Origin of the sequence: Stappia sp. MMSF_3263 (genome assembly GCF_030733745.1) — a bacterium.
In the GTDB taxonomy this organism is placed as follows: Bacteria; Pseudomonadota; Alphaproteobacteria; order Rhizobiales; family Stappiaceae; genus Stappia.
The window spans coordinates 31,683-51,519 of record NZ_JASHIK010000025.1 but is presented as its reverse complement, the minus strand read 5'-3'; the positions used below and the strand labels follow the sequence as shown (position 1 = coordinate 51,519).

General features: G+C 67.9%; 21 protein-coding genes. 15 read left to right on the top strand and 6 right to left on the bottom strand.

The window, feature by feature from the left end:
• Nucleotides 1-17: 17 nt before the first annotated feature.
• From RBB46_RS20570 to RBB46_RS20555, 4 genes are read right to left on the bottom strand one after another with little or no spacing between them, the layout of a single operon-like run.
• A complete protein-coding gene (locus RBB46_RS20570) occupies nt 18-449 on the bottom strand; it encodes a lysozyme inhibitor LprI family protein (RefSeq protein ID WP_306030917.1) in 432 nt (143 codons plus the stop codon).
• A gap of 19 nt (nt 450-468) precedes the next feature.
• Nucleotides 469-774 carry an urease subunit beta gene (locus RBB46_RS20565; RefSeq protein WP_306030916.1) on the bottom strand — a complete coding sequence of 102 codons (306 nt, stop codon included), beginning with the start codon at nt 772-774 and terminating at the stop codon, nt 469-471.
• A 7-nt stretch (nt 775-781) separates the two neighbouring features.
• A complete protein-coding gene (locus RBB46_RS20560) occupies nt 782-1,084 on the bottom strand; it encodes an urease subunit gamma (RefSeq protein WP_306030915.1) in 303 nt (100 codons plus the stop codon).
• Between the two features lie 32 nt (nt 1,085-1,116).
• A complete protein-coding gene (locus RBB46_RS20555; RefSeq protein WP_306030914.1) occupies nt 1,117-1,968 on the bottom strand; it encodes an urease accessory protein UreD in 852 nt (283 codons plus the stop codon).
• A 488-nt stretch (nt 1,969-2,456) separates the two neighbouring features.
• On the opposite strand from RBB46_RS20555, the gene RBB46_RS20550 reads away from it, so the two are divergent.
• Together RBB46_RS20550 and RBB46_RS20545 are read left to right on the top strand one after the other, a co-directional pair.
• Nucleotides 2,457-3,839: a D-alanyl-D-alanine carboxypeptidase family protein gene (locus RBB46_RS20550; RefSeq protein WP_306030913.1), complete on the top strand. Its 1,383-nt coding sequence runs from the start codon at nt 2,457-2,459 to the stop codon at nt 3,837-3,839.
• A gap of 112 nt (nt 3,840-3,951) precedes the next feature.
• A complete protein-coding gene (locus RBB46_RS20545; RefSeq protein WP_306030936.1) occupies nt 3,952-5,109 on the top strand; it encodes a GTP-binding protein in 1,158 nt (385 codons plus the stop codon).
• Here RBB46_RS20545 and tesB read toward each other — a convergent pair whose 3' ends face one another.
• Nucleotides 5,110-5,988: an acyl-CoA thioesterase II gene (tesB, locus tag RBB46_RS20540; RefSeq protein ID WP_306030912.1), complete on the bottom strand. Its 879-nt coding sequence runs from the start codon at nt 5,986-5,988 to the stop codon at nt 5,110-5,112. It lies immediately after the preceding gene.
• A gap of 140 nt (nt 5,989-6,128) precedes the next feature.
• On the opposite strand from tesB, the gene RBB46_RS20535 reads away from it, so the two are divergent.
• The 9 genes from RBB46_RS20535 (at nt 6,129) to RBB46_RS20495 (ending at nt 13,227) form a co-directional block, all read left to right on the top strand.
• A complete protein-coding gene (locus tag RBB46_RS20535) occupies nt 6,129-7,358 on the top strand; it encodes a ubiquinone biosynthesis hydroxylase (protein WP_306030911.1) in 1,230 nt (409 codons plus the stop codon).
• 52 nt (nt 7,359-7,410) lie between these two features.
• A complete protein-coding gene (locus RBB46_RS20530) occupies nt 7,411-8,289 on the top strand; it encodes an SDR family NAD(P)-dependent oxidoreductase (protein ID WP_306030910.1) in 879 nt (292 codons plus the stop codon).
• A 41-nt stretch (nt 8,290-8,330) separates the two neighbouring features.
• Entirely contained in the window at nt 8,331-8,528 is a 198-nt protein-coding gene (locus RBB46_RS20525; protein ID WP_306030909.1) for a twin transmembrane helix small protein, read from the top strand.
• A 31-nt stretch (nt 8,529-8,559) separates the two neighbouring features.
• On the top strand, nt 8,560-9,135 hold the full coding sequence (locus tag RBB46_RS20520; RefSeq protein ID WP_306030908.1) for a cob(I)yrinic acid a,c-diamide adenosyltransferase: 576 nt from the start codon (nt 8,560-8,562) through the stop codon (nt 9,133-9,135).
• A gap of 93 nt (nt 9,136-9,228) precedes the next feature.
• Complete coding sequence (locus tag RBB46_RS20515; RefSeq protein WP_306030907.1) at nt 9,229-9,921, top strand: rhomboid family intramembrane serine protease; 693 nt, start codon at nt 9,229-9,231, stop codon at nt 9,919-9,921.
• A 201-nt stretch (nt 9,922-10,122) separates the two neighbouring features.
• Entirely contained in the window at nt 10,123-10,872 is a 750-nt protein-coding gene (locus RBB46_RS20510) for an electron transfer flavoprotein subunit beta/FixA family protein (protein ID WP_306030906.1), read from the top strand.
• A 25-nt stretch (nt 10,873-10,897) separates the two neighbouring features.
• Nucleotides 10,898-11,839 (top strand): electron transfer flavoprotein subunit alpha/FixB family protein, encoded by a 942-nt coding sequence (locus RBB46_RS20505; RefSeq protein ID WP_306030905.1) that lies wholly within the window; start codon nt 10,898-10,900, stop codon nt 11,837-11,839.
• Nucleotides 11,840-12,052: 213 nt separating this feature from the next.
• Complete coding sequence (locus tag RBB46_RS20500; RefSeq protein ID WP_306030904.1) at nt 12,053-12,934, top strand: 3-hydroxybutyryl-CoA dehydrogenase; 882 nt, start codon at nt 12,053-12,055, stop codon at nt 12,932-12,934.
• Nucleotides 12,935-13,029: 95 nt separating this feature from the next.
• Entirely contained in the window at nt 13,030-13,227 is a 198-nt protein-coding gene (locus tag RBB46_RS20495) for a hypothetical protein (protein ID WP_306030903.1), read from the top strand.
• 24 nt (nt 13,228-13,251) lie between these two features.
• On the opposite strand, the gene RBB46_RS20490 is transcribed toward RBB46_RS20495, so the two are convergent.
• Nucleotides 13,252-13,911: a TlpA disulfide reductase family protein gene (locus RBB46_RS20490; RefSeq protein ID WP_306030902.1), complete on the bottom strand. Its 660-nt coding sequence runs from the start codon at nt 13,909-13,911 to the stop codon at nt 13,252-13,254.
• 43 nt (nt 13,912-13,954) lie between these two features.
• Here RBB46_RS20490 and argH point away from each other — a divergent pair, with 43 nt between their 5' ends.
• From argH to RBB46_RS20470, 4 genes are all read left to right on the top strand, one after another.
• Entirely contained in the window at nt 13,955-15,352 is a 1,398-nt protein-coding gene (argH, locus tag RBB46_RS20485; protein WP_306030901.1) for an argininosuccinate lyase, read from the top strand.
• Between the two features lie 120 nt (nt 15,353-15,472).
• Nucleotides 15,473-15,685 (top strand): lipoprotein, encoded by a 213-nt coding sequence (locus RBB46_RS20480; RefSeq protein WP_306030900.1) that lies wholly within the window; start codon nt 15,473-15,475, stop codon nt 15,683-15,685.
• A gap of 132 nt (nt 15,686-15,817) precedes the next feature.
• The gene (gene lysA, locus RBB46_RS20475; protein WP_306030899.1) at nt 15,818-17,092 is read left to right on the top strand and encodes a diaminopimelate decarboxylase; all 1,275 of its coding nucleotides are present in this window, start codon (nt 15,818-15,820) and stop codon (nt 17,090-17,092) included.
• A gap of 105 nt (nt 17,093-17,197) precedes the next feature.
• Nucleotides 17,198-19,804: a TIGR02302 family protein gene (locus tag RBB46_RS20470; protein WP_306030898.1), complete on the top strand. Its 2,607-nt coding sequence runs from the start codon at nt 17,198-17,200 to the stop codon at nt 19,802-19,804.
• Nucleotides 19,805-19,837: the final 33 nt, after the last annotated feature.

Genomic DNA, 19,837 nt, shown 5'->3' with positions numbered 1-19,837 from the left:
GCGCGTCTTGGGCGGGATCAGTTTCCCAGTTCGGTGGCCAGTTGTTCCAACTCGCCGGTGCGGTTCGTCGTCAGGTCGGCGTAGCAGCCATAGATCAGCATCGGCTCCATCGATCCGCCGCGGGCCAGGAAGCCGTAGGCGGCACAGGCCTTGTCGCGATAGGCAATCCAGGTGCGCTGGGCCTCGCGCAGCGTTTCGACGGCGCCCTTCATGTCCGCCGGCAGGTCTGCATCGATCCGGCGCATGGCGGCGACCGCCTTCGCGTAGGCGGCATTGAGATCCTTGTCGGCCGCCTGCCAGGCAAGCTCGGCGCAATAGGTCATCTCCATCTGTACCTGCGGTGCGTCGCAGTCGACGGCCTGCTGGGCCCGAAGGGGAGTGGTCGATACGTACAGGGCGCCGACGACGAGAGCGGGGATCAGCATCATGGCGGTGGTAAAGCGGATCATGCGAAGCCCTCCTGACGGTTCACAGCGTACCCATTACGTTGCCATTGAATCCGTAGACCGCGCGATCCCCCACATAGGCAACGAGGGAGACCTTGCGGGTCTGTCCCGGTTCGAAGCGGATGGCGGTGCCGGCGGGGATGTCGAGACGGAGGCCCCGGGCGGCCGCACGGTCGAAGGACAGCGCCGGATTGGTCTCGGCGAAATGATAGTGAGAGCCGACCTGCACCGGCCGGTCGCCGGTGTTGGCAACCTCGATCTCGACCGAGCGGCGCCCGGCATTGAGCTCGATGTCGCCGTCGGCGGGGATGATTTCTCCAGGAATCATGGCAGCCTCAGCGGATCGGTTGATGGACGGTGACGAGCTTCGTGCCGTCGGGAAAGGTCGCCTCGATCTGTACGTCGTGGATCATCTCGGCAACGCCCTGCATCACCTGGTCGCGGGTCACCACATGGGCGCCGGCGCTCATCAGGTCGGCGACGGTGCGCCCGTCGCGAGCGCCCTCGACAACAAAGTCGGTTATCAGCGCGACGGCCTCCGGATGATTGAGCCTGACGCCGCGGGCGAGCCGGCGGCGGGCGACTTCGGCGGCCATCGAGACGAGCAGCTTGTCCTTTTCCCGGGGCGTGAGTTTCATCCGGCAATCCTCATGTGATCGACATTCATTCGTCAGCAATACCATGTTCGCGGCAGCACCGCGCCGCGCCAGCGTTCCAGTAGCTCGACAAGCCCTGCCCGCAGGTCCTGCCCGGTATCGGCGAGAAAACGGAAGACGAGCAGGCCGGGAAGGGCGCTGACGCCGCCGCGAAACTTTTCGCCGCGCAGCGCCTCGACGAGGTCGCGCGCGGCGGCGATCATGCCGCCGGCATCCTCGCGGCAGTCGACCAGGGTGGCGAAGGCGCGCGCCCCGGCCGCCGTCGCCGAGCCGGCGAGTATGTCGGTCGCGTCGCCGTCGATGCGGGCCTCGTCGGCGAAGACGAGACGACCGTCCCGGCGGATCCGCCAGCGGTCGCGGAAGGCCAGCGCATGGACGTCCTCGCCCATTGCCTGGCGGCCGAGCACGACGCTTTCAACGGCGAGCAGTCTTGCCCCCGGGGCAAGATCCACGCTCAGCGAGCGGGTGAGCGAGGCGCGGTCGAAGAGGATCGTTTCCTGCGGCAGCCATTCAAGGCGCGCGTCTTCCGCCGCCGCGAGGGCGCTCGCCACCTCCGCCGGCCCGTCGGCGCTGCGATAGATGCGTTCGGCTGCCTGGGTCGTCAGGATCGCATGGGTGCCGGATCCGGCGGCGGCGTCGAAATCCAGCCGGTCGCCGCCGGTCAGCCCCCCGGCGGTGTTGAGGAAGACGGCGACGGGCGCGCCGCCATGGGTCTTCGGCAGACGGATCTTGGCCGATCCGCTTTGTTCCAGATCCGCCAGCCGGGTAATGCCCCCGCCGAGGGCGAAGCGCACACGGGCCTTGCCCCGAACACGCTGCAGGGCCGGGGGCGGCGGATGGGCCGGCACAGCGGAATCGAGGGTCATGCGAGGCCTTTTCCGGTTGTATTCCAGCGCCATCTGGAGACAGGCGCGTGTTCCAGCCTAAGCCGGTTGACGGTGCGGGGCGACCCCTCCGTTCGGCGGTCGCGGCCGTGACTGCGAGCAAAGCAAGAGCGGGGCCAGTTGCCCCGCGCAGCCGGACGGAAGCCCGGCGGGGCCGCCACTGCCAGCCGGGAACCGAACCGCCCGGCGCGCGATTGCCTCATTCTTGCGCAAATGCCGAAACGGCAGGCAGTCGCGCGGGCGCGGGTCTTGCGAAGAAGCCGGCCTGTTGTCTTCACCCTTGCGGATTTTTGCATTCCGCCCCCCGGATCGGCTACATATGTGCGGAACGCCCCGCATGAAAACGGCCTGTGCCGGAACACGGGGGCGCTGCGACACGCGGGCGTGTTGAGAGCAGCCGCCGCGAATGCGGGTGCATTGCAACGAGGATGCGCCACCTGCGATGGCGGCGAAGAACCGGAGGCTGGAACGTGCTGTTTTCTTCCGCAGGCAGGCCATCGCGCATCGCGCGGTGGATCGCGACGGCCGCGTTTCTCGCCGCCCTCGGCAGCGCGGGAGGCAGCACCGGCGCCCGGGCCGATGTGGCGTCCTGGATCGTTATCGACGCGGAGACCGGTGCGGTGCTGGAGCAGAAGGATGCCCGCCGGCAATGGTATCCCGCCTCGATCACCAAACTGATGACCGCCTACCTGGCCTTCAAGGCGATCCGCGACGGCCGCGCGACGCTCGACAGTGCCGTCGCCATCAGCGTCAATGCGCGGGCCCAGCCGCCAAGCAAGATGGGCTTCAAGCCGGGCACGCAGATGACGCTCGACAGCGCGCTGAAGATGCTGATCGTCAAGTCGGCAAACGATATCGCCGTCGCGGTGGCTGAAACCATCGGCGGTTCCGAACCCGCGTTCATCGAGATGATGAACGCGGAGGCCCGCCGGCTCGGCATGAGCGCCACGCGTTTCGTCAACCCGCACGGGCTGCCCGACAACCGCCAGGTTTCCTCGGCCCGGGATCTCGCCGTGCTCGGCCGCACCCTGTGGCGGGAATTTCCGCAGTATCGCAGCTATTTCGGCTTGAGCGCGATCCGCGTCGGCAAGAAGACGCTGCGCTCGGCCAACCGCGAATTCCTGGCGCGGGTGCGCGGCGCCAACGGCATGAAGACCGGCTATATCTGCAATTCGGGCCTCAACGTGGTCGTCTCCGCCACGCGCGGCGGTCGCACGGTGATGGCCGTTATCCTGGGCTCGGCCTCCGGTGTGGAGCGCGCCGCCAAGGCCCGCAAGCTGATCGACGATGGCTTCCGCAAGCGCTCGGGCCGCAACATCGACGCGTTGACCGGCACGGCCGGCGGTCCGCCGGCCGACGGCTATTGCAAGCGCAATACGCGGCCAAGCGCGGAGGAGTTGATGGCGACCTTCGCCGGGCCGCAGTTGAGGCCCTCTTCCGCGTTGTCCTTCGCCCAGGGCGATCTCGCATCCGGCGGCGTGCGCCGCCCGATCGTGATGCAGACCCCGACTGTCGAGGCCGACGGGGACGACGACGTGCCGACCCGCGACGACGGCAAGACCGACTGGGGTAAGGTGATGGACGAGATCATCGGTCCGCGCCAGCGCGGCATCGAGGCCGTCCAGGTCAGTCTCGGCATGCCGAAGGGCAAGGTCGGCACGGCTGCCGCCGTTGCCGCCATCGCCAATGCACCGCTGCCACGCGACAAGCCGGTCGCGGCAAACGCCTCGCTGCTGCCGGCCTCCGGCGCGGCGGCGGAGGCGGTGGAGGCCGTCCAGCCGCTGCCGGGCGCGATCTTTCGCGGCAAGCCGCTCTTGATCGCGCCGCTGCCGCCCCCAAATCCCCGTCCATGACGCCGCCGCCGTCGACCCGGGCGGCCGACGCACGAGGAACGCAGCCGTGACAGATACCGTAGATGCCGCCGTTGCTCCGGCGCGGCCGCGCGGCCCGAAGCCGCCGATCCCGCTGACCGTGATCACCGGCTTTCTCGGCGCCGGCAAGACGACGCTGCTCAACGCCCTGCTGAAGGACCCGGCATTGTCGGACGCGGCGGTGATCATCAACGAGTTCGGCGAGGTCGGGCTCGATCACCTGTTCGTCGAGGGGAGCGAGGAGGGCATCGTCGAGCTCTCCTCGGGTTGCCTGTGCTGCACCATTCGCGGCGACCTGGTGACGACGCTGGAAGACCTGTTGCGCCGGCTCGACAATGGCCGCAGCGAGCGCCTTTCGCGGGTGGTGATCGAGACCACCGGACTGGCCGACCCCGCGCCCGTGCTGCACACGATCATGCAGCATCCCTACCTGGTGATGCGCTACCAGCTCGACGGTGTCGTCACCCTGGTCGACGCGGCCAACGGGCTGGCGACGCTCGACGCCCAGGAGGAGGCGGTCAAGCAGGTGGCGATGGCCGATCGCATCGTGCTGACCAAGACCGACCTGCCTCAGGGTGCTGCGTCGCGCGATGCCGGCAGCGCGCTGCGCAAGCGCATTGCCCGGCTCAACCCGGGAGCGCAGGTGCTGATTGCCGCCGAAGGCGAGGCCGGCGCGGCGGCGCTGATCGGCACGGGCCTCTACGATCCGGCCACGAAGACCGCCGACGTGGCGCGATGGCTCAACGAGGAGGCCTATCGCGACGATCATCAACACGGGCACGATCACGGTCATCATCACAGTCATGGGCACGATGACCATCACCACGACCACCATCATCACGGGCACGGCCACGACGTGAACCGGCACGGCGACGATATCCGTGCTTTCTCGCTATCGACCGACAGGCCCATCCCGGCCGGCGCGCTGGAGATGTTTCTCGACCTGCTGCGCTCGGCGCACGGGCCCAAGCTGCTGCGCATGAAGGGGATCGTGCGGATCGCCGAGGATCCGGAGCGGCCGGTGGTGCTGCACGGGGTGCAACACGTGTTCCATCCGCCGGCAACGCTTGCCGCCTGGCCCGATGCGGACCGGCGCACGCGTCTCGTGTTCATCACCCGCGACCTGCCGGAGGGGTTCGTCCGCCGGCTCTTCGACGCCTTTACCGGAACGCCGGCGACGGACACGCCGGATGCGGCCGCGATGACAGACAATCCGCTGGCGATCACCGGCTTCCGCGGCAGCTTCCGCTGATCAGGAGGCGTCGCCGCGCTCCTTGCGGACGCGAATCAGCCCCTCCTGCGCCACCGAGGCGACCAATGCGCCGTCCCGGGAAAACAGGGATCCGCGGGTGAAGCCGCGCCCGCCCGAAGCGGACGGGCTGTCCTCGGCATAGAGCAGCCAGTCGTCGGCGCGGAAGGGGCGGTGGAACCACATGGCGTGGTCGAGGCTCGCCACCTGCAGGTCCGGGTCGAAGACGCTGGTGCCGTGAGCGAAGAGCGAAGTGTCGAGCAGCGTCATGTCGGAGGCATAGGCCAGCACGCAGGAATGGATGCGCGGGTCGTCGGGCAGGGCTGCGCTGGCGCGAACCCAGACGTTTTGCGAGGGCGTCAGCTTCTTGCGGCTGAAGTAATGCGTCATGTCGACCGGGCGCAGCTCGATCGGCCGGTCGCGCTGCCAGTAGCGACGCACCGGTTCGGGGGCGTTCGCCAGGAATTTTTCCTTCAGCTCCGCCTCGCTCGGCAGGTCCTCGGGCGCGGCGACCACGGGCATCTCCGCCTGGTGGGCCAAGCCGTCCTCGAAGCTCTGGAAGGAGGCCGACATGGAGAAGATCGCGCGGCCGTGCTGGATGGCGACGACGCGCCGCGTGGTGAAGCTGCCGCCGTCGCGGATGCGGTCGACCTCGTAGATGATCGGCACGGCAGGATCGCCGGGCCGCAGGAAATAGGCGTGCAGGGAGTGTACGAAGCGGTCTTCCGGCACGGTGCGCGAGGCAGCGACGAGCGACTGGCCGATCACCTGGCCGCCGAATACCCGCTGCCAGCCGACCTGCGGGCTCATGCCGCGGAAGAGGTTGTGTTCCAGCGGCTCGAGATCGAGTATCGAGAGAAGGTCGTCGACGGCTGAGCGCATCAGGGCACCTGTTCGCGGAGAAAAGGGATAGGGTCGCCAGCGAGCCTTCCGGCCGGCGGGCGGCAAAGTCAAGATTGACCCAAGGTCATGCGGTGCGCCCGATCGGCCGCGCCGGACGAAACTGCAAGCGGAGTGGGACGATGGCGGAGCGCGGCGAACTTCTGGACGTGCTGGTTGGCGGCGGCGGTTATGTCGGCCTGTCGCTCGGCGTTGCCCTGAAGCAGGCTGATCCGGGGATGAAGGTCGCGGTCGTCGACATGCGGCCGCGCGCCGCGCTGGAGAACGATCCGCGCGCCTCGGCGGTGGCCGCCGCCGCCAGCCGCATGCTGGCGCGGCTTGGCGTGTGGGACGAGATCGCGCCGGAGGCGCAGCCGATGACGGAGATGATCGTCACCGATTCGCGCCTGCGCGATGCGGTGCGGCCGGTGTTCCTCACGTTCGACGGCGAGGTCGAACCGGGCGAGGCCTTTGCCCACATGGTGCCCAACGGGCGGATGGTGGCCGCCCTTGCGGACCGTGCCGTGGAACTCGGCGTGGAACTGATCGCGCCCGACACGGTCCAGGGCTTTTCAAGCGGCGCCTCGGATGTCGAGATCCGGCTGGGATCGGGCGATATCCGGCGGGCGCGGCTGCTGGTGGCCGCCGACGGGGTGCGCTCGAAGCTGCGCGAGCTGGCCGGCATCGGCACCGTTCGCTGGGATTACGACCAGTCGGGCATCGTCACGACGGTGCGCCACGAGCGCCCGCACAACGGGCGTGCCGAGGAGCATTTCCTGCCCTCCGGCCCCTTCGCCATCCTGCCGTTGAAGGGCAACCGCTCCTCGCTGGTCTGGTCGGAGAAGCGGCTGGAGGCCGAGCGTCTCGTCAAGGGCGACGCGTTTACCTTCGAGCTGGAACTTGAACGCCGTTTCGGCCATCACCTGGGCAAGATCGAGCTCGACGGCCCGCGCCATGCGTTTCCGCTCGGGCTGACGCTGGCGCGCGGGTTCGTCAAACCGCGCCTGGCGCTTGCCGGAGACGCGGCCCACGGCATTCATCCGATCGCCGGCCAGGGGCTCAATCTCGGCTTCAAGGATGTCGCGGCCCTGGCCGAGGTGCTGGTCGAGGCCCGGCGCCTGGGCGAGGATATCGGCGCGCTCGACGTGCTGGAGCGTTATGAACGCTGGCGCCGCTTCGACACGTTCCAGATGGGTGTTGTCACCGACGTCTTGAACCGCCTGTTTTCCAACGATATGGATGTGGTGCGCGCAGTGCGCGACGTCGGTCTCGGGTTCGTCGACCGGTTGCCGTCGCTGAAGCGGTTCTTCATCCGGCAGGCGGCCGGTCTGGAGGGAACCGTTCCACGCCTGCTCGTCGGCGATCCGATTTGAGGATTGGCGGAGATCCGATCCAAACGACGGAACGCGGGAGAAGACCGGAGACATGGACGGATCACAGGCCGCCAAAGGGGATCGGCCGCAAAGGATCATCCTGATCACCGGCTGTTCGTCCGGGATCGGCGCGGCCGCCGCGCACACCTTGCGGGGGCGCGACTGGCGGGTTTTCGCGACGGCGCGCAACCAGGATGACGTTGAGCGCCTCAAGGACGCGGGCTTCGAGAGCTTCCGTCTCGACTATCAGGACGAGGCCAGCATCCTTGCCGCGGCAGAGGCGATCCTGGAGCGCACCGGCGGTCGCCTCGACGCGCTTTTCAACAACGGGGCCTATGCCGTTCCCGGCGCGCTGGAGGACATTCCCTCCGATGCGATGCGCGGGCTGTTCGAGGCCAACTTCCTCGGCTGGCATACGCTGACGCGGGCCGTGCTGCCGCATATGCGCCGACAGGGCCATGGCCGCATCGTCCAGTGCTCGTCCATCCTCGGCTTCATCGGCATGCCCTTTCGCGGCGCCTACAATGCCTCGAAATTCGCGCTTGAAGGTTACAGCGACACTTTGCGCCTGGAACTTGCGGGCACGGGGATCCATGTCTCGCTCATCGAGCCGGGCCCGATCGCCACGCGTTTCACCGAGAACGCCCTGTCCAATTTCGACAGGGTGATCGGCGAGGCGGGCGTGGCAGCCTCGCCGTATCGGGATGTCTACGAGAAACGGCTGGCGCGCATGCGGGCGGGCGAACCCTCGCCCTTCAAGCTGCCGGCGCGCGCGGTGGTGAAGCATCTGGTTCATGCGGTCGAGCAGCCGCGGCCGAAGGCGCGCTACCGCGTCACCGTGCCGACGACGGTGATGGCGATCGCCAAGCGGCTTCTGACCTCGCGCGGGCTGGACCGCGTTCTGGGCAGGGCGGCGAAATCAGAGGAATAGTTGCCGGCGGCAGGCCTGCCGCCGGCCCGAAAGGACGTTGGATGGCTGAATTCCTTCGCATGGTGGTGCCCTTCGCTGTGGGCGCGGTGGCGATCGTGCTGCTGCTTGGCCTGTGGAACATGATGCGCGGCGGCTCGTCCTCGCGCTCGCAACTGCTGATGCGCTGGCGTGTCGGCCTGCAGTTCCTCGCCATCCTCATCGTGATGGCGGTGCTCTATCTGTCGGGTACGACACCGTGACCATGCCGCACAGGCTCCGGGAGGCAGGACAATGGTAGTGCTGAACAAGATCTACACGAAGACGGGCGATGGCGGCACGACGGCGCTCGCCTCCGGTGAACGCCGCCCCAAGCACGACCTGCGCGTCGAGGCCTACGGCACGGTCGACGAGACCAACGCGGTGCTCGGCCTGGTGCGGCTGGTGACGGGCGAGGCCCATCCCGATCTCGATGCGGTGCTTGCCCGGATCCAGAACGACCTGTTTGACCTGGGCGCCGACCTTGCGACGCCCGAGAGCGACGAGCCGCCGGCCTATCCGCCCTTGCGCGTGACGGGGCCGCAGGTCGCCGCGATCGAGGCGGAGATCGACCGGTTCAATGCCGATTTGCAGCCCTTGCGTTCCTTCGTGCTGCCGGGAGGATCGGCCGCCGCGGCGCATCTGCACATGGCGCGCACGGTCTCGCGCCGGGCGGAACGGCTGATGACGGAACTGGCCGAGCGCGAGCCGGTCAACCGCGACGCGGTCGTCTACATGAACCGCCTGTCGGATTTCTTCTTCGTCGCCGCCCGCTGGGCGAATGCGCGGGGGGAGGGCGACGTTCTCTGGGTTCCGGGCAAGAATCGCTGACAAGGGTCGCGGAGTTCGTCACGCCCCACGCGACTTGACGCAGGCGCGGGGGCGGCGAAAGCTGCCGCGTGGCAACAGGACAGGCTCTCGCGCATGTTCATTCCGCTCTATGACCACAAGCCGCTCGTCCACCTGCGGCGACAATATGTCACATGGGGTCTGATCCTCGCCAATGTGGCGGTCTTCGCGCTGCTGCAGCGGGGCGGGCTTTCGGACCCGGCGATGCAGGCCTCGAGCCTCTCGTTCGGCCTGGTTCCGGCGGTTCTTTTCGACCATCGCGACCTGGCCGCCGAACTTGCGGTGCTGCCGGAAATGGCATCGCTCGTGACCTATGCGTTCCTGCACGGAAGCTGGATGCATCTGGGCGGCAACATGCTGTTCCTGTGGGTGTTCGGCGACAATGTCGAGGACGCGCTGGGACATTTCCGCTTTCTCGTCTTCTACCTGCTTTGCGCCGCCGCCGCGGGCTACGGGCACGCCTTGACCGAGCCCGTGTCGATCGCGCCGCTGATCGGCGCATCGGGGGCCGTCGCCGGCGTGATCGGTGCCTATCTGGTGCTGCATCCGAAGGTGCGGGTGTGGGTGCTGGCCTTCGGCCGGCTGCCGTTGCGCCTTCCCGCCGCCTGGGTCCTGGGCGCCTGGATCGCCTTCCAGCTGGCGATGGCCTTCGGTTTCGGCGACACGCAGGTTGCCTGGTGGGCGCATGTCGCGGGCGCGCTCGCCGGTGCGCTGCTGGTCGTGCCGATGCGGCGGCGCGGCGTGCCGTTGTTCGACCGGGGGGTATAAGGGAAGCCTATGCGTGCCGGTTTCGCGACGCCAGGGTGACCTTACGTGGCGTTGACAGTCCCGGAGTGCATCAGTACGGTCCCGGCCCGACGAACGAAACCGGCGGATTTCAGCGGTTATCGGGTGTCCTGACACGATGCGGATACACAAGACGACCGGCGGCGCACAACGTGGCTGCTTGAGCGGGAGGTTGAAAAACCCATGAAGATCCTTGTCCCCGTGAAGCGGGTGATCGACTACAACGTCAAGGTGCGCGTCAAGGCGGACGGGTCGGGTGTCGACCTCGCCAACGTCAAGATGTCGATGAACCCGTTCGACGAGATTGCCGTCGAGGAGGCGATCCGTCTGCGCGAGGCCGGCAAGGCGGAAGAGATCATCGTCGTCTCGGTCGGTCCGCAGCAGGCGCAGGAGACGCTGCGTACGGGCCTTGCCATGGGCGCCGACCGCGGCATCCTGGTGAAGACCGACGCGACCACGGAGCCGCTCGCCGTCGCCAAGATCCTGAAGAAGATCGTCGAGGAAGAGGCCCCCGGCCTTGTCATCCTCGGCAAGCAGGCGATCGACGACGACTGCAACCAGACCGGCCAGATGCTTGCCGCGCTGCTCGGCTGGGCCCAGGGCACCTTCGCCTCCAATGTCGATCTCGGCGAGGGGACGGTCGACGTCACCCGCGAGGTCGATGGCGGCCTGCAGACGATCAAGCTGAAGATGCCGGCGGTGGTGACCACGGACCTGCGCCTCAACGAGCCGCGCTACGCTTCGCTTCCCAACATCATGAAGGCGAAGAAGAAGCCGATCGACGAGAAGTCGCCCGAGGATTACGGCGTCGATGTCGCGCCGCGCCTCGAGGTGCTGAAGACCGTCGAACCGCCGGCACGCCAGGCCGGTGTCAAGGTGGCCGATGTCGCCGAACTGATCGCCAAGCTCAAGAACGAAGCCGGCGTGCTTTGATCGGACCGACAGGGAGAACGACACGATGACCATCCTTCTTGTTGCCGAACACAGCAACGACGCGATCAACGACGCGACCCACAAGGCGATGACCGCGGCCATCGCCATGGGCGGCGACGTCCATGTGCTGGTCGCCGGGCAGGGATGCCGGGCGGCGGCCGAGCAGGCGGCGAAGATTTCCGGTGCCGCAAAGGTGCTGCTCGCCGAGGGCGAGGGCCTTGCCCAGCAGCTTGCCGAGCCGATGGCGGAGCTCGTCCTGTCGCTCGCGGAGGGGTATGACGCGATCGTCGCGCCGGCCACCGCGAACGGCAAGAACATCCTGCCGCGTGTCGCCGCGCTGCTCGACGTGATGCAGCTTTCCGACGTGACCGCCGTCATCGACGGGTCGACCTTCGAGCGGCCGATCTATGCCGGCAACGCCATCCAGACGGTGAAGTCGAACGACGCCAAGAAGGTCGTGACGGTGCGCACGGCGACCTTCGCAGCCGCCGAAGAGGGCGGTTCGGCTCCGATCGAGGACGTCGCCGCCACCGCTTCGGACCTGTCCAGCTTCGTCGGCCAGGAACTGTCCAAGTCGGACCGCCCGGAGTTGACCTCGGCCAAGGTGATCATCTCCGGCGGCCGGGCCCTCGGCTCCAAGGAGAAGTTCGAGGAGGTGATGCTGCCGGTCGCCGACGCGCTCGGCGCTGCCGTCGGCGCCTCGCGCGCCGCCGTCGATGCGGGCTATGCCCCGAACGACTGGCAGGTCGGCCAGACCGGCAAGGTGGTCGCCCCCGATCTCTACATCGCCTGCGGCATTTCCGGCGCGATCCAGCATCTCGCCGGCATGAAGGACAGCAAGGTGATCGTGGCGATCAACAAGGACGAGGAAGCGCCGATCTTCCAGGTCGCCGACTACGGGCTGGTGGCGGATCTCTTCGAGGTCCTGCCGGAGTTCAAGGCGGCTGTCGAGGCGGCCAAGGGCTGAGCCTTCCGGTCCCCGGCGGACCGAGTGCGAAACTCCGGGAGGGCCTGCCGTGTGGCGGGCCCTCCTGCGTTGGGCGCGGCGCCCGGCATCTGCGACGGCGGATGGCCGAAAAAGCGTCCGCGGGTTCTTGCGGTAGGCCCGCGAAGTTGCGATGAATAGCCCTCACTTCCCCATGGCGCGCACCGGCGCGCCGTAACGAAATCGGAACGGACGATGGTGGTCGATATCAAGAAGGTCGGTGTGATCGGCTCGGGCCAGATGGGCAGCGGGATCGCTCATGTCTGCGCGGTTGCCGGCTTCGACGTCGCGCTCAGCGACATCTCCCGCGACCGGATCCAGTCCGGCCTCGCCTCGATCAACGGCAACATGGCCCGCCAGGTCTCGAAGGGACAGATCACCGAGGAGGAGCGCGCCACGGCGCTTGGCCGCATCGTCGCCGCCGACAGCATGGACGAGCTCGCCGACGTCGATCTGGTGATCGAGTCCGCGGTCGAGAATGAGCAGATCAAGCGCAAGATCTTCGCCCAGCTCTGTCCGCTGCTGAAGCCGGAGGCGATCCTCGCCACCAACACCTCGTCGATCTCGATCACGCGCCTTGCGGCGACCACGGATCGTCCCGAGCGGTTCATCGGCATTCATTTCATGAACCCGGTGCCCCTGATGGAACTCGTCGAACTGGTGCGCGGCATCGCCACCGAGGACGAGACCTTCGAGGCGGCCAAGAAGTTCACCCGCACGCTCGGCAAGACCATCGCGGTCGCCGAGGATTTCCCGGCCTTCATGGTCAACCGCATCCTGCTGCCGATGATCAACGAGGCGATCTACACGCTCTACGAGGGCGTCGGCTCGGTCGAGGCGATCGATACGGCGATGAAGCTGGGTGCCAACCACCCGATGGGACCGCTGCAGCTGGCCGATTTCATCGGCCTCGACACCTGTCTGTCGATCATGCAGGTGCTCTACGAGGGCCTTGCCGACACCAAGTACCGGCCGTGCCCGCTCCTGGTGAAATATGTCGAGGCCGGCTGGCTCGGCCGCAAGACGCAGCGCGGCTTCTACGACTATCGCGGCGAGGTTCCGGTTCCTACCCGCTGAGCAGCGGCACGCACCGTCAAAGCTTAACCCCGTCTTAACGTTGCCGGTGGCAAGGTCCGGGTCACGATGTCCCTGACCCGCCACCGGAGCCTGTCATGTCCAGTGTCGCCGCCGCAATGGTCGGTTTTTCCCAGAGCCAGACCCAGACCGCTCTCGCCACGACGTTCATGAAACAGAACGCCAGTGCGGAAGCGGGGATCGCGGCCCTGCTGGAAGAGAACGCGCAAAGCGCGACGGCGGCCGCCAAGGCGCCGCCCGCCGGTCTCGGTGGAGCTGTCGACATCACGGTCTGAGCGGCCGGCGCGGGCTTCCGCCCTTTATCTTTCCCCGTTTTCCATCGCGGCGCGAACAAGCGCCAGTGCATCGGGCGAATCCCACTCGGCCGGTCCCATCAGCGCGCCGATCTCACAGCCCTCGCCATCGACCAGCAGCGTGGTCGGCAGGCCCGGTGCGCGGCCGTAGGACCGCACCTTGTGGAAGATCCCCATCGTCGGATCGGAATAGAAGGCAAGGCTCGTCACGCCGATCTCCGAAAGGAACGCCTTCGGCTTGTCCGGGCTGCCCTGGTCGACGCTGACCGTGACCACCTCGAAAGCCTCGCCGCCAAGTTCAGCCTGCAGCCGGTCGAGCGCCGGCATCTCCTTGCGGCAGGGCGCGCACCACGTGGCCCAAAGGTTGAGCAGCACGGTGCGCCCGCGGAAATCGGCAAGCGTTGTCTGGCTGCCGTCAGGTGCCAGAAAAGCGAGATCGGAGAGGGACTGCGCCTTGGTCGCCGGCAGGAAGGCGGCGACCTCGCCCTGGGCGGCGGAGCCGATCGAGGGCGCGCGCGCCAGGGCGCCCGAGCAGGCGCCGGCCTCCTGCCGGTTGCCATCTGCCCCGCCGATCACGTATATCCCCGCCAGTCCCGCCAGAAGGGCCGCGGCGGCCAGTCCGAAAAACACCGGGCCGCGTCGACGTGGCTGCGTTCCGTTGGTCATAGATCCATCATCCGTCCGTTGAGGGCGCCAGAAAGGCACGTTCATGAGCAATCGCATGTGGGGAGGCCGGTTTGCCGAAGGGCCGGACGCCATCATGGAGGAGATCAACGCCTCCATCGACTACGATCGCAAGCTCTACCGGCAGGATATAGAGGGTTCGAAGGCTCATGTCCGCATGCTGGCGGCGCGCGAAATTGTCGCCGTCGAGGATGCGGAGAAGATCGCTCACGGTCTAGACACGATCCGGTCAGAAATCGAGGCGGGCGAGTTCACCTTCTCGCGGGCGCTCGAGGACATCCACATGAACGTGGAATCGCGCCTGGCGGAACTGATCGGTCCGGCGGCAGGCCGTCTGCACACCGCCCGCTCGCGCAACGACCAGGTGGCGACCGATTTCCGCATCTGGGTGCGCGACACGCTGGACACGCTCGATGCCCAGTTCGCCGACCTGATCGGTGCGCTCGCCGAGCGCGCCGAACAGCATGCAGGCGACGTGATGCCCGGCTTCACCCACCTGCAATCGGCACAGCCGGTGACCTTCGGCCACCACCTGATGGCCTATGTCGAGATGTTCGCCCGCGACCGCTCGCGCATGCGCGATGCCCGCAAGCGGATGAACGAATGCCCGCTCGGCTCGGCGGCGCTCGCCGGCACGTCCTTTCCGATCGACCGCGAGATGACAGCGGCGGCGCTCGGCTTCGACCGGCCGACGGCCAACTCGCTCGACGCGGTCTCGGATCGCGACTTCATCATCGAGGCGCTGGGCGCGGCCTCCATCGCATCGATGCACCTGTCGCGGATGGCTGAGGAGATCGTCATCTGGTGCTCGGCCCAGTTCGGCTTCGTCACCTTGTCGGACAAGTTCTCCACCGGCTCCTCGATCATGCCGCAGAAGAAGAACCCCGACGCGGCCGAGCTTGTCCGCGCCAAGACGGGCCGCATCTACGGTTCGCTCACGGCGCTTCTGGTCATGATGAAGGGGTTGCCGCTGGCCTATTCCAAGGACATGCAGGAAGACAAGGAACAGGCCTTTGACGGGCTGCCGAGCCTGTCTCTGGCGCTTGCCGCGATGACCGGCATGGTGCGCGACCTGACCCCCAACACCAAGGCGATGAAGGCGGCGGCCGGGTCGGGCTATTCCACCGCGACGGATCTTGCCGACTGGCTGGTGCGAGTGCTCGGCATGCCGTTCCGCGAGGCGCATCACGTCACCGGGCGCGCGGTCGCCGTCGCGGTCGAGAGGGGCGTCGTGCTGCACAAGCTGCCGCTCGCCGAGCTGCAGGCGATCGAACCGCGCATCACCCAGGACATCTACACGGTGCTGTCGGTCGACAAGTCGGTGCGCTCGCGCACGAGCTATGGCGGAACATCGCCGGTCAACGTGCGCAAGCAGGCGCGGCGCTGGCTGAAGGCGCTCGAGCGCGAGGCCGCGCGCGACTGACGATAGGTGTCGCGCCGCCGCGCCGAAAGGGTTGCGGCGGGCCGCGCCGCATGCGAGGAAACGGCAAGGGGCCGCGCGGGCGATCGCGCGCCCGGGCTGGCGAGAGGAGTTCCGCTGAACATGGCGAAGGGTGTCATCTCCCCGTTTCTGCGCGGCGGCGTGCTTGCGGCTGTCGTGCTGGCGCTTGCTGTCGGCGCCTGCGGCCGGCGCGGGGCGCTCGACCGGCCCGATGCCGTCGATCCGGCGGTCAAGGGCGGCACTTATCGCACGCCGGACGCGGAGCCCGCGCCGGCGAAACCGGATCGCCCCTTCGTTCTCGACGCGATCATCTGATATCGGGCACTATCGACATCGGGCACGGGCCGGCGGCGCGGCGTAGCGCGAACCGGCCCATTCGTTCCTTCCTGGTTCCGGCAAGGCCCTTGCGGGTCGGCGCCGGCCGGGATCCTAGCCGGGACCACGATCTTGCATCACTTTCACTATGTCGACGACCGGCTAAGGGCCGAGGATGTGCCGGTTGCGCGGATCGCGGCGGAGGTCGGAACACCGTTCTACTGCTATTCCACCGCCACGCTCGAGCGGCACTACAAGGTGTTCAAGGAGGCCTTCGCAGGCATCCCGACGCTTGTCTGCTACGCGATGAAGGCCAATTCCAACCAGGCGGTGCTGACGACGCTGGCACGGCTTGGCGCGGGCATGGACGTCGTCTCGGAAGGCGAATTGCGCCGGGCCCGGGCCGCGGGGGTCCCCGGCGAGCGGATCATGTTCTCCGGCGTCGGCAAGACGGCGGCAGAGCAGGCCTTCGCTCTCGACCAGGATATTTTGTGCTTCAACGTGGAAAGCGAGCCGGAACTTGTGCAGCTTTCGCAGGTGGCAAGCGGCAAGGGACGAACCGCCCGGGTCTCGGTGCGCATCAATCCGGATGTCGATGCCCGCACCCACGCGAAGATCGCGACCGGCAAGGCTGAGAACAAGTTCGGCATTCCCTGGGGGCGGGCCCGCGAGGTCTATGCGCTGGCCGCCAGCCTGCCGGGGATCGAGGTGTCCGGCATCGACATGCATATCGGCTCGCAGATCACCGAGCTTGAGCCGTTCGATGCCGCCTTCTCCCGCCTTGGCGGGCTGATCGCCGCATTGCGCGGCGACGGCCATGCGATCGACCATGTCGATCTCGGCGGCGGGCTGGGGATCCCCTATCAGGACAACAACGAGCCTCCCCCGCATCCCGATGCCTATGCGCAGGTGGTGCGCAAGCATGTCGAGAACCTCGACTGCACGGTGGTTTTCGAGCCGGGCCGGATGATCGCCGGCAATGCGGGCATTCTCGTCACGCAGGTTCTCTACGTGAAGGAGGGCGCCGCCAAGACCTTCGTCGTCGTCGATGCCGCGATGAACGACCTGATCCGGCCGACGCTTTACGATGCCTATCACGAGATCCGCCCGGTGCAGCGTCCTGGGCCGGAGCACCCGCGCATGCATGCGGACATCGTCGGGCCGGTCTGCGAGACCGGCGACTATCTTGGCCAGGACCGGGACATTCCGGCGGTCGCCGCCGGCGACCTGCTCGCCGTGCATTCCGCCGGCGCCTATGGGGCGGTGCAGGCCGGCAGCTACAACAGCCGCCTGCTCGTGCCGGAGGTACTGGTCAATGGCGACCGCTACGCCGTGGTGCGACCGCGTCCCACCTATGAGGACCTGATTTCCGCCGACCGCCTGCCGGACTGGCTCACCGACCAGTGAGCCTCCGGCGAACCGCGTCCGCCCTTGCCAAAGTGGTCGAAACGCCCCACCCTACCTGTTCGGGGGCAGTTTGACCGGACGGGCCGGGCCGCGGAGGCAGGACAGGTGAACGACGCGACGACACCGGAGGGTGCGGGCCGCTCCCCCGGCAGCGATCCCCAAGAGGCAAGGCAGGACGAGGCACGGGCGCGGCATGCGACCTTGCCGCGGAACCCCTATCGCCGGCTCGAACGCGCGGTGGTGGAAACCCGCCTTGCCATCTTCTGGGAACGGATATGGCCGCCGCTGCACAATGTCCTGATCGTGCTGGCGCTCTATGTCGGCCTGTCCTGGACAGGCCTGTGGACGCTGCTGCCGGTCTGGCTTTCCGCCCTTGTCGCGCTCGCCTTTCTGGCTGTCGCCTGCCGCCTTTGCTGGCCGCTCGCGGCCGTGCGCCTGCCATCGCGCGCCGCTGCGCTGGCGCGCATCGAGCGGGTGTCCGGACTGAGCCATCGGCCGCTCGCCGCCCTCGATGACGCGCTCTTCGACGCCGGCGACACGCCGGCAACCCGCGCCTTGTGGGAGCTGCACCGACGCCGGGCGCGTACGGCGCTTGCATCGGTGAGAACCGATGCGCCGAGCCCGCAGGCCTTCCGCCGCGATCCGTTCGCGCTGCGCGTCCTGGCGGCGATGCTTCTGCTTGTCGGATATTTCGTTGCCGAGGGCATGCATCTGCAGCGTCTCTCGCCGATGTCCGGGGCGGGCGGCGAGGCGGTTGCCGCGCCGCTGCGGATCGATGCCTGGATCACGCCCCCCGTCTATACCGGCCGCGCGCCGCTTTTCCTGACGGGGGAGGCCGCGGAGCTGCGCGACCCCGACCAGCCCCTGAGCGTGCCGGAAGGCAGCGAACTGATCGTGCGGGCGCAGGGCGTTCCCGATCTTGGCGTGCAGCTTGTCGGTGCCGATGCCGCCACCGACCTTGTTGCCGAGGCGGGCGCCACGGACGGCGCCGGCAGCCTGCGCAGCCGGCTGGAGACATCCGCGACCCTCGAGATCCGTAATGGCGAGGAGCTCGTCAACAGCTGGCGCATCGCCATCGAGGCCGATGATCCGCCGACGATCCGCCTGCTGAACGATCCGGAGGAGCAACTCAGCGGCGCGGTGAAATTCACCTATCTGGTGGAGGACGATCACGGGGTGGTCTCGGCCAAGGCGGATATCAGCCCCGTCCAGGTGAGGGGGCTCGACAGCGATCGGGCGGCGCGGCCTCTGGTCGAGGCGCCGAGCTTTCCCCTGTCGCTGGCCGGCGGCGAGCGCAAGACCGGGGCGGGCGAGACGATCCGCGACCTGACCAGTCATCCCTGGGCCGGTTCCGAGGTCGAGCTTGTGCTCAGCGCCGGCGATCATGCGGGGCAGACCGGCCGTTCCGAGCCGCACCGCTTCACGCTGCCCCAGCGGCGCTTCGCCAAGCCCCTTGCCCGGGCCATCGTCGAGCAGCGCCGCGACCTGGCGCTGGATGCCAATGCGCAGGTGCGGGTGCTCGACGCGTTCGATGCGCTGATGCTGGCGCCCGAAACCTTCATCGACAACGCCCGAACTTATCTCGGCATGCATTTCGCGCGCGGCCAGTTGGTCGCGGCACAGGACGACGAGCAGTTGCGCGGTGTCGTGGATCTCCTGTGGGAGCTGGCGTTGACCATCGAGGATGGCGACCTGTCGATGGCGGAGCGTGCCCTGCGCGATGCCCAGGAGGCGCTGCGCAAGGCGCTCGAGGAGGGTGCGTCCGACGAGGAGATCGCCCGGCTGACGGAGGAGTTGCGCAAGGCGCTGGGCGACTACATGCAGGCGCTGGCCGAACAGATGCGGCAGAACCCGCAGGCGATGCAGCCGATGGATCCCAACGCGCAGAACCTGCGACCCCAGGACCTCGACGAGATGCTGTCGCGCATTGAGGAGCTGGCGAAGAACGGTTCGCGCGATGCCGCGCGCGAGCTTCTGGCGCAGATGCAGCGGATGCTGGAGAACCTGCAGGCCGGCCGGCCGCAGCAGATGCCGGACGGCATGACCCAGGAGATGATGCAGGCGCTGAACGAGCTTGGCCAGATGATCCAGCGGCAGCAGGAGCTGATGGACCAGACCAACCGGCTGGACCAGCAGCGCAACGGCCAACAGGGCGAGCAGGGTGAACAGGGCGGCTCGCAGGGCCAGCAGCAGGGCGAGGGCGGGCAGATGACGCCCGAGCAACTGGCCGAGGCCCTGCGCCAGTTGCAGGAGGGGCAAGGCCAGCTCGGCGAACGTCTGCAGGAGCTGATGGACCAGCTGGCGCGCAACGGTGTTCCGCAAAACGATCAGCTCGGCCGCGCGGGCGAGGAGATGGGCAATGCCCGCGACAGTCTTGGCCAGGGCCAGTCGGGCGACGCGGTCGGTCAGCAGGGCAATGCGCTCGACGCGCTCAGGCAGGGCGCGCAGGGGCTTGCCGAGCAGATGCTCGGGCAGGGACAGGGCGAGGGGCCGGGCATGGCCGGACGCCAGGGTAATCCCATGGACGAGGACCCGCTCGGACGTCCGCGCCGCACGGAAGGCCCGGACTTCGGCGAGCGGGTGCGCGTGCCGGACGAGATCGACGTGCAGCGGGCCCGCCGCATTCTCGAGGAGCTGCGCCGCCGTTTCTCCGACCCGAGCCGGCCGATGATAGAGCTGGACTATCTGGAGCGGCTTCTGCGCCGCTACTGATGCGCGGGTGCGGATGCACCACTATTGATGCAA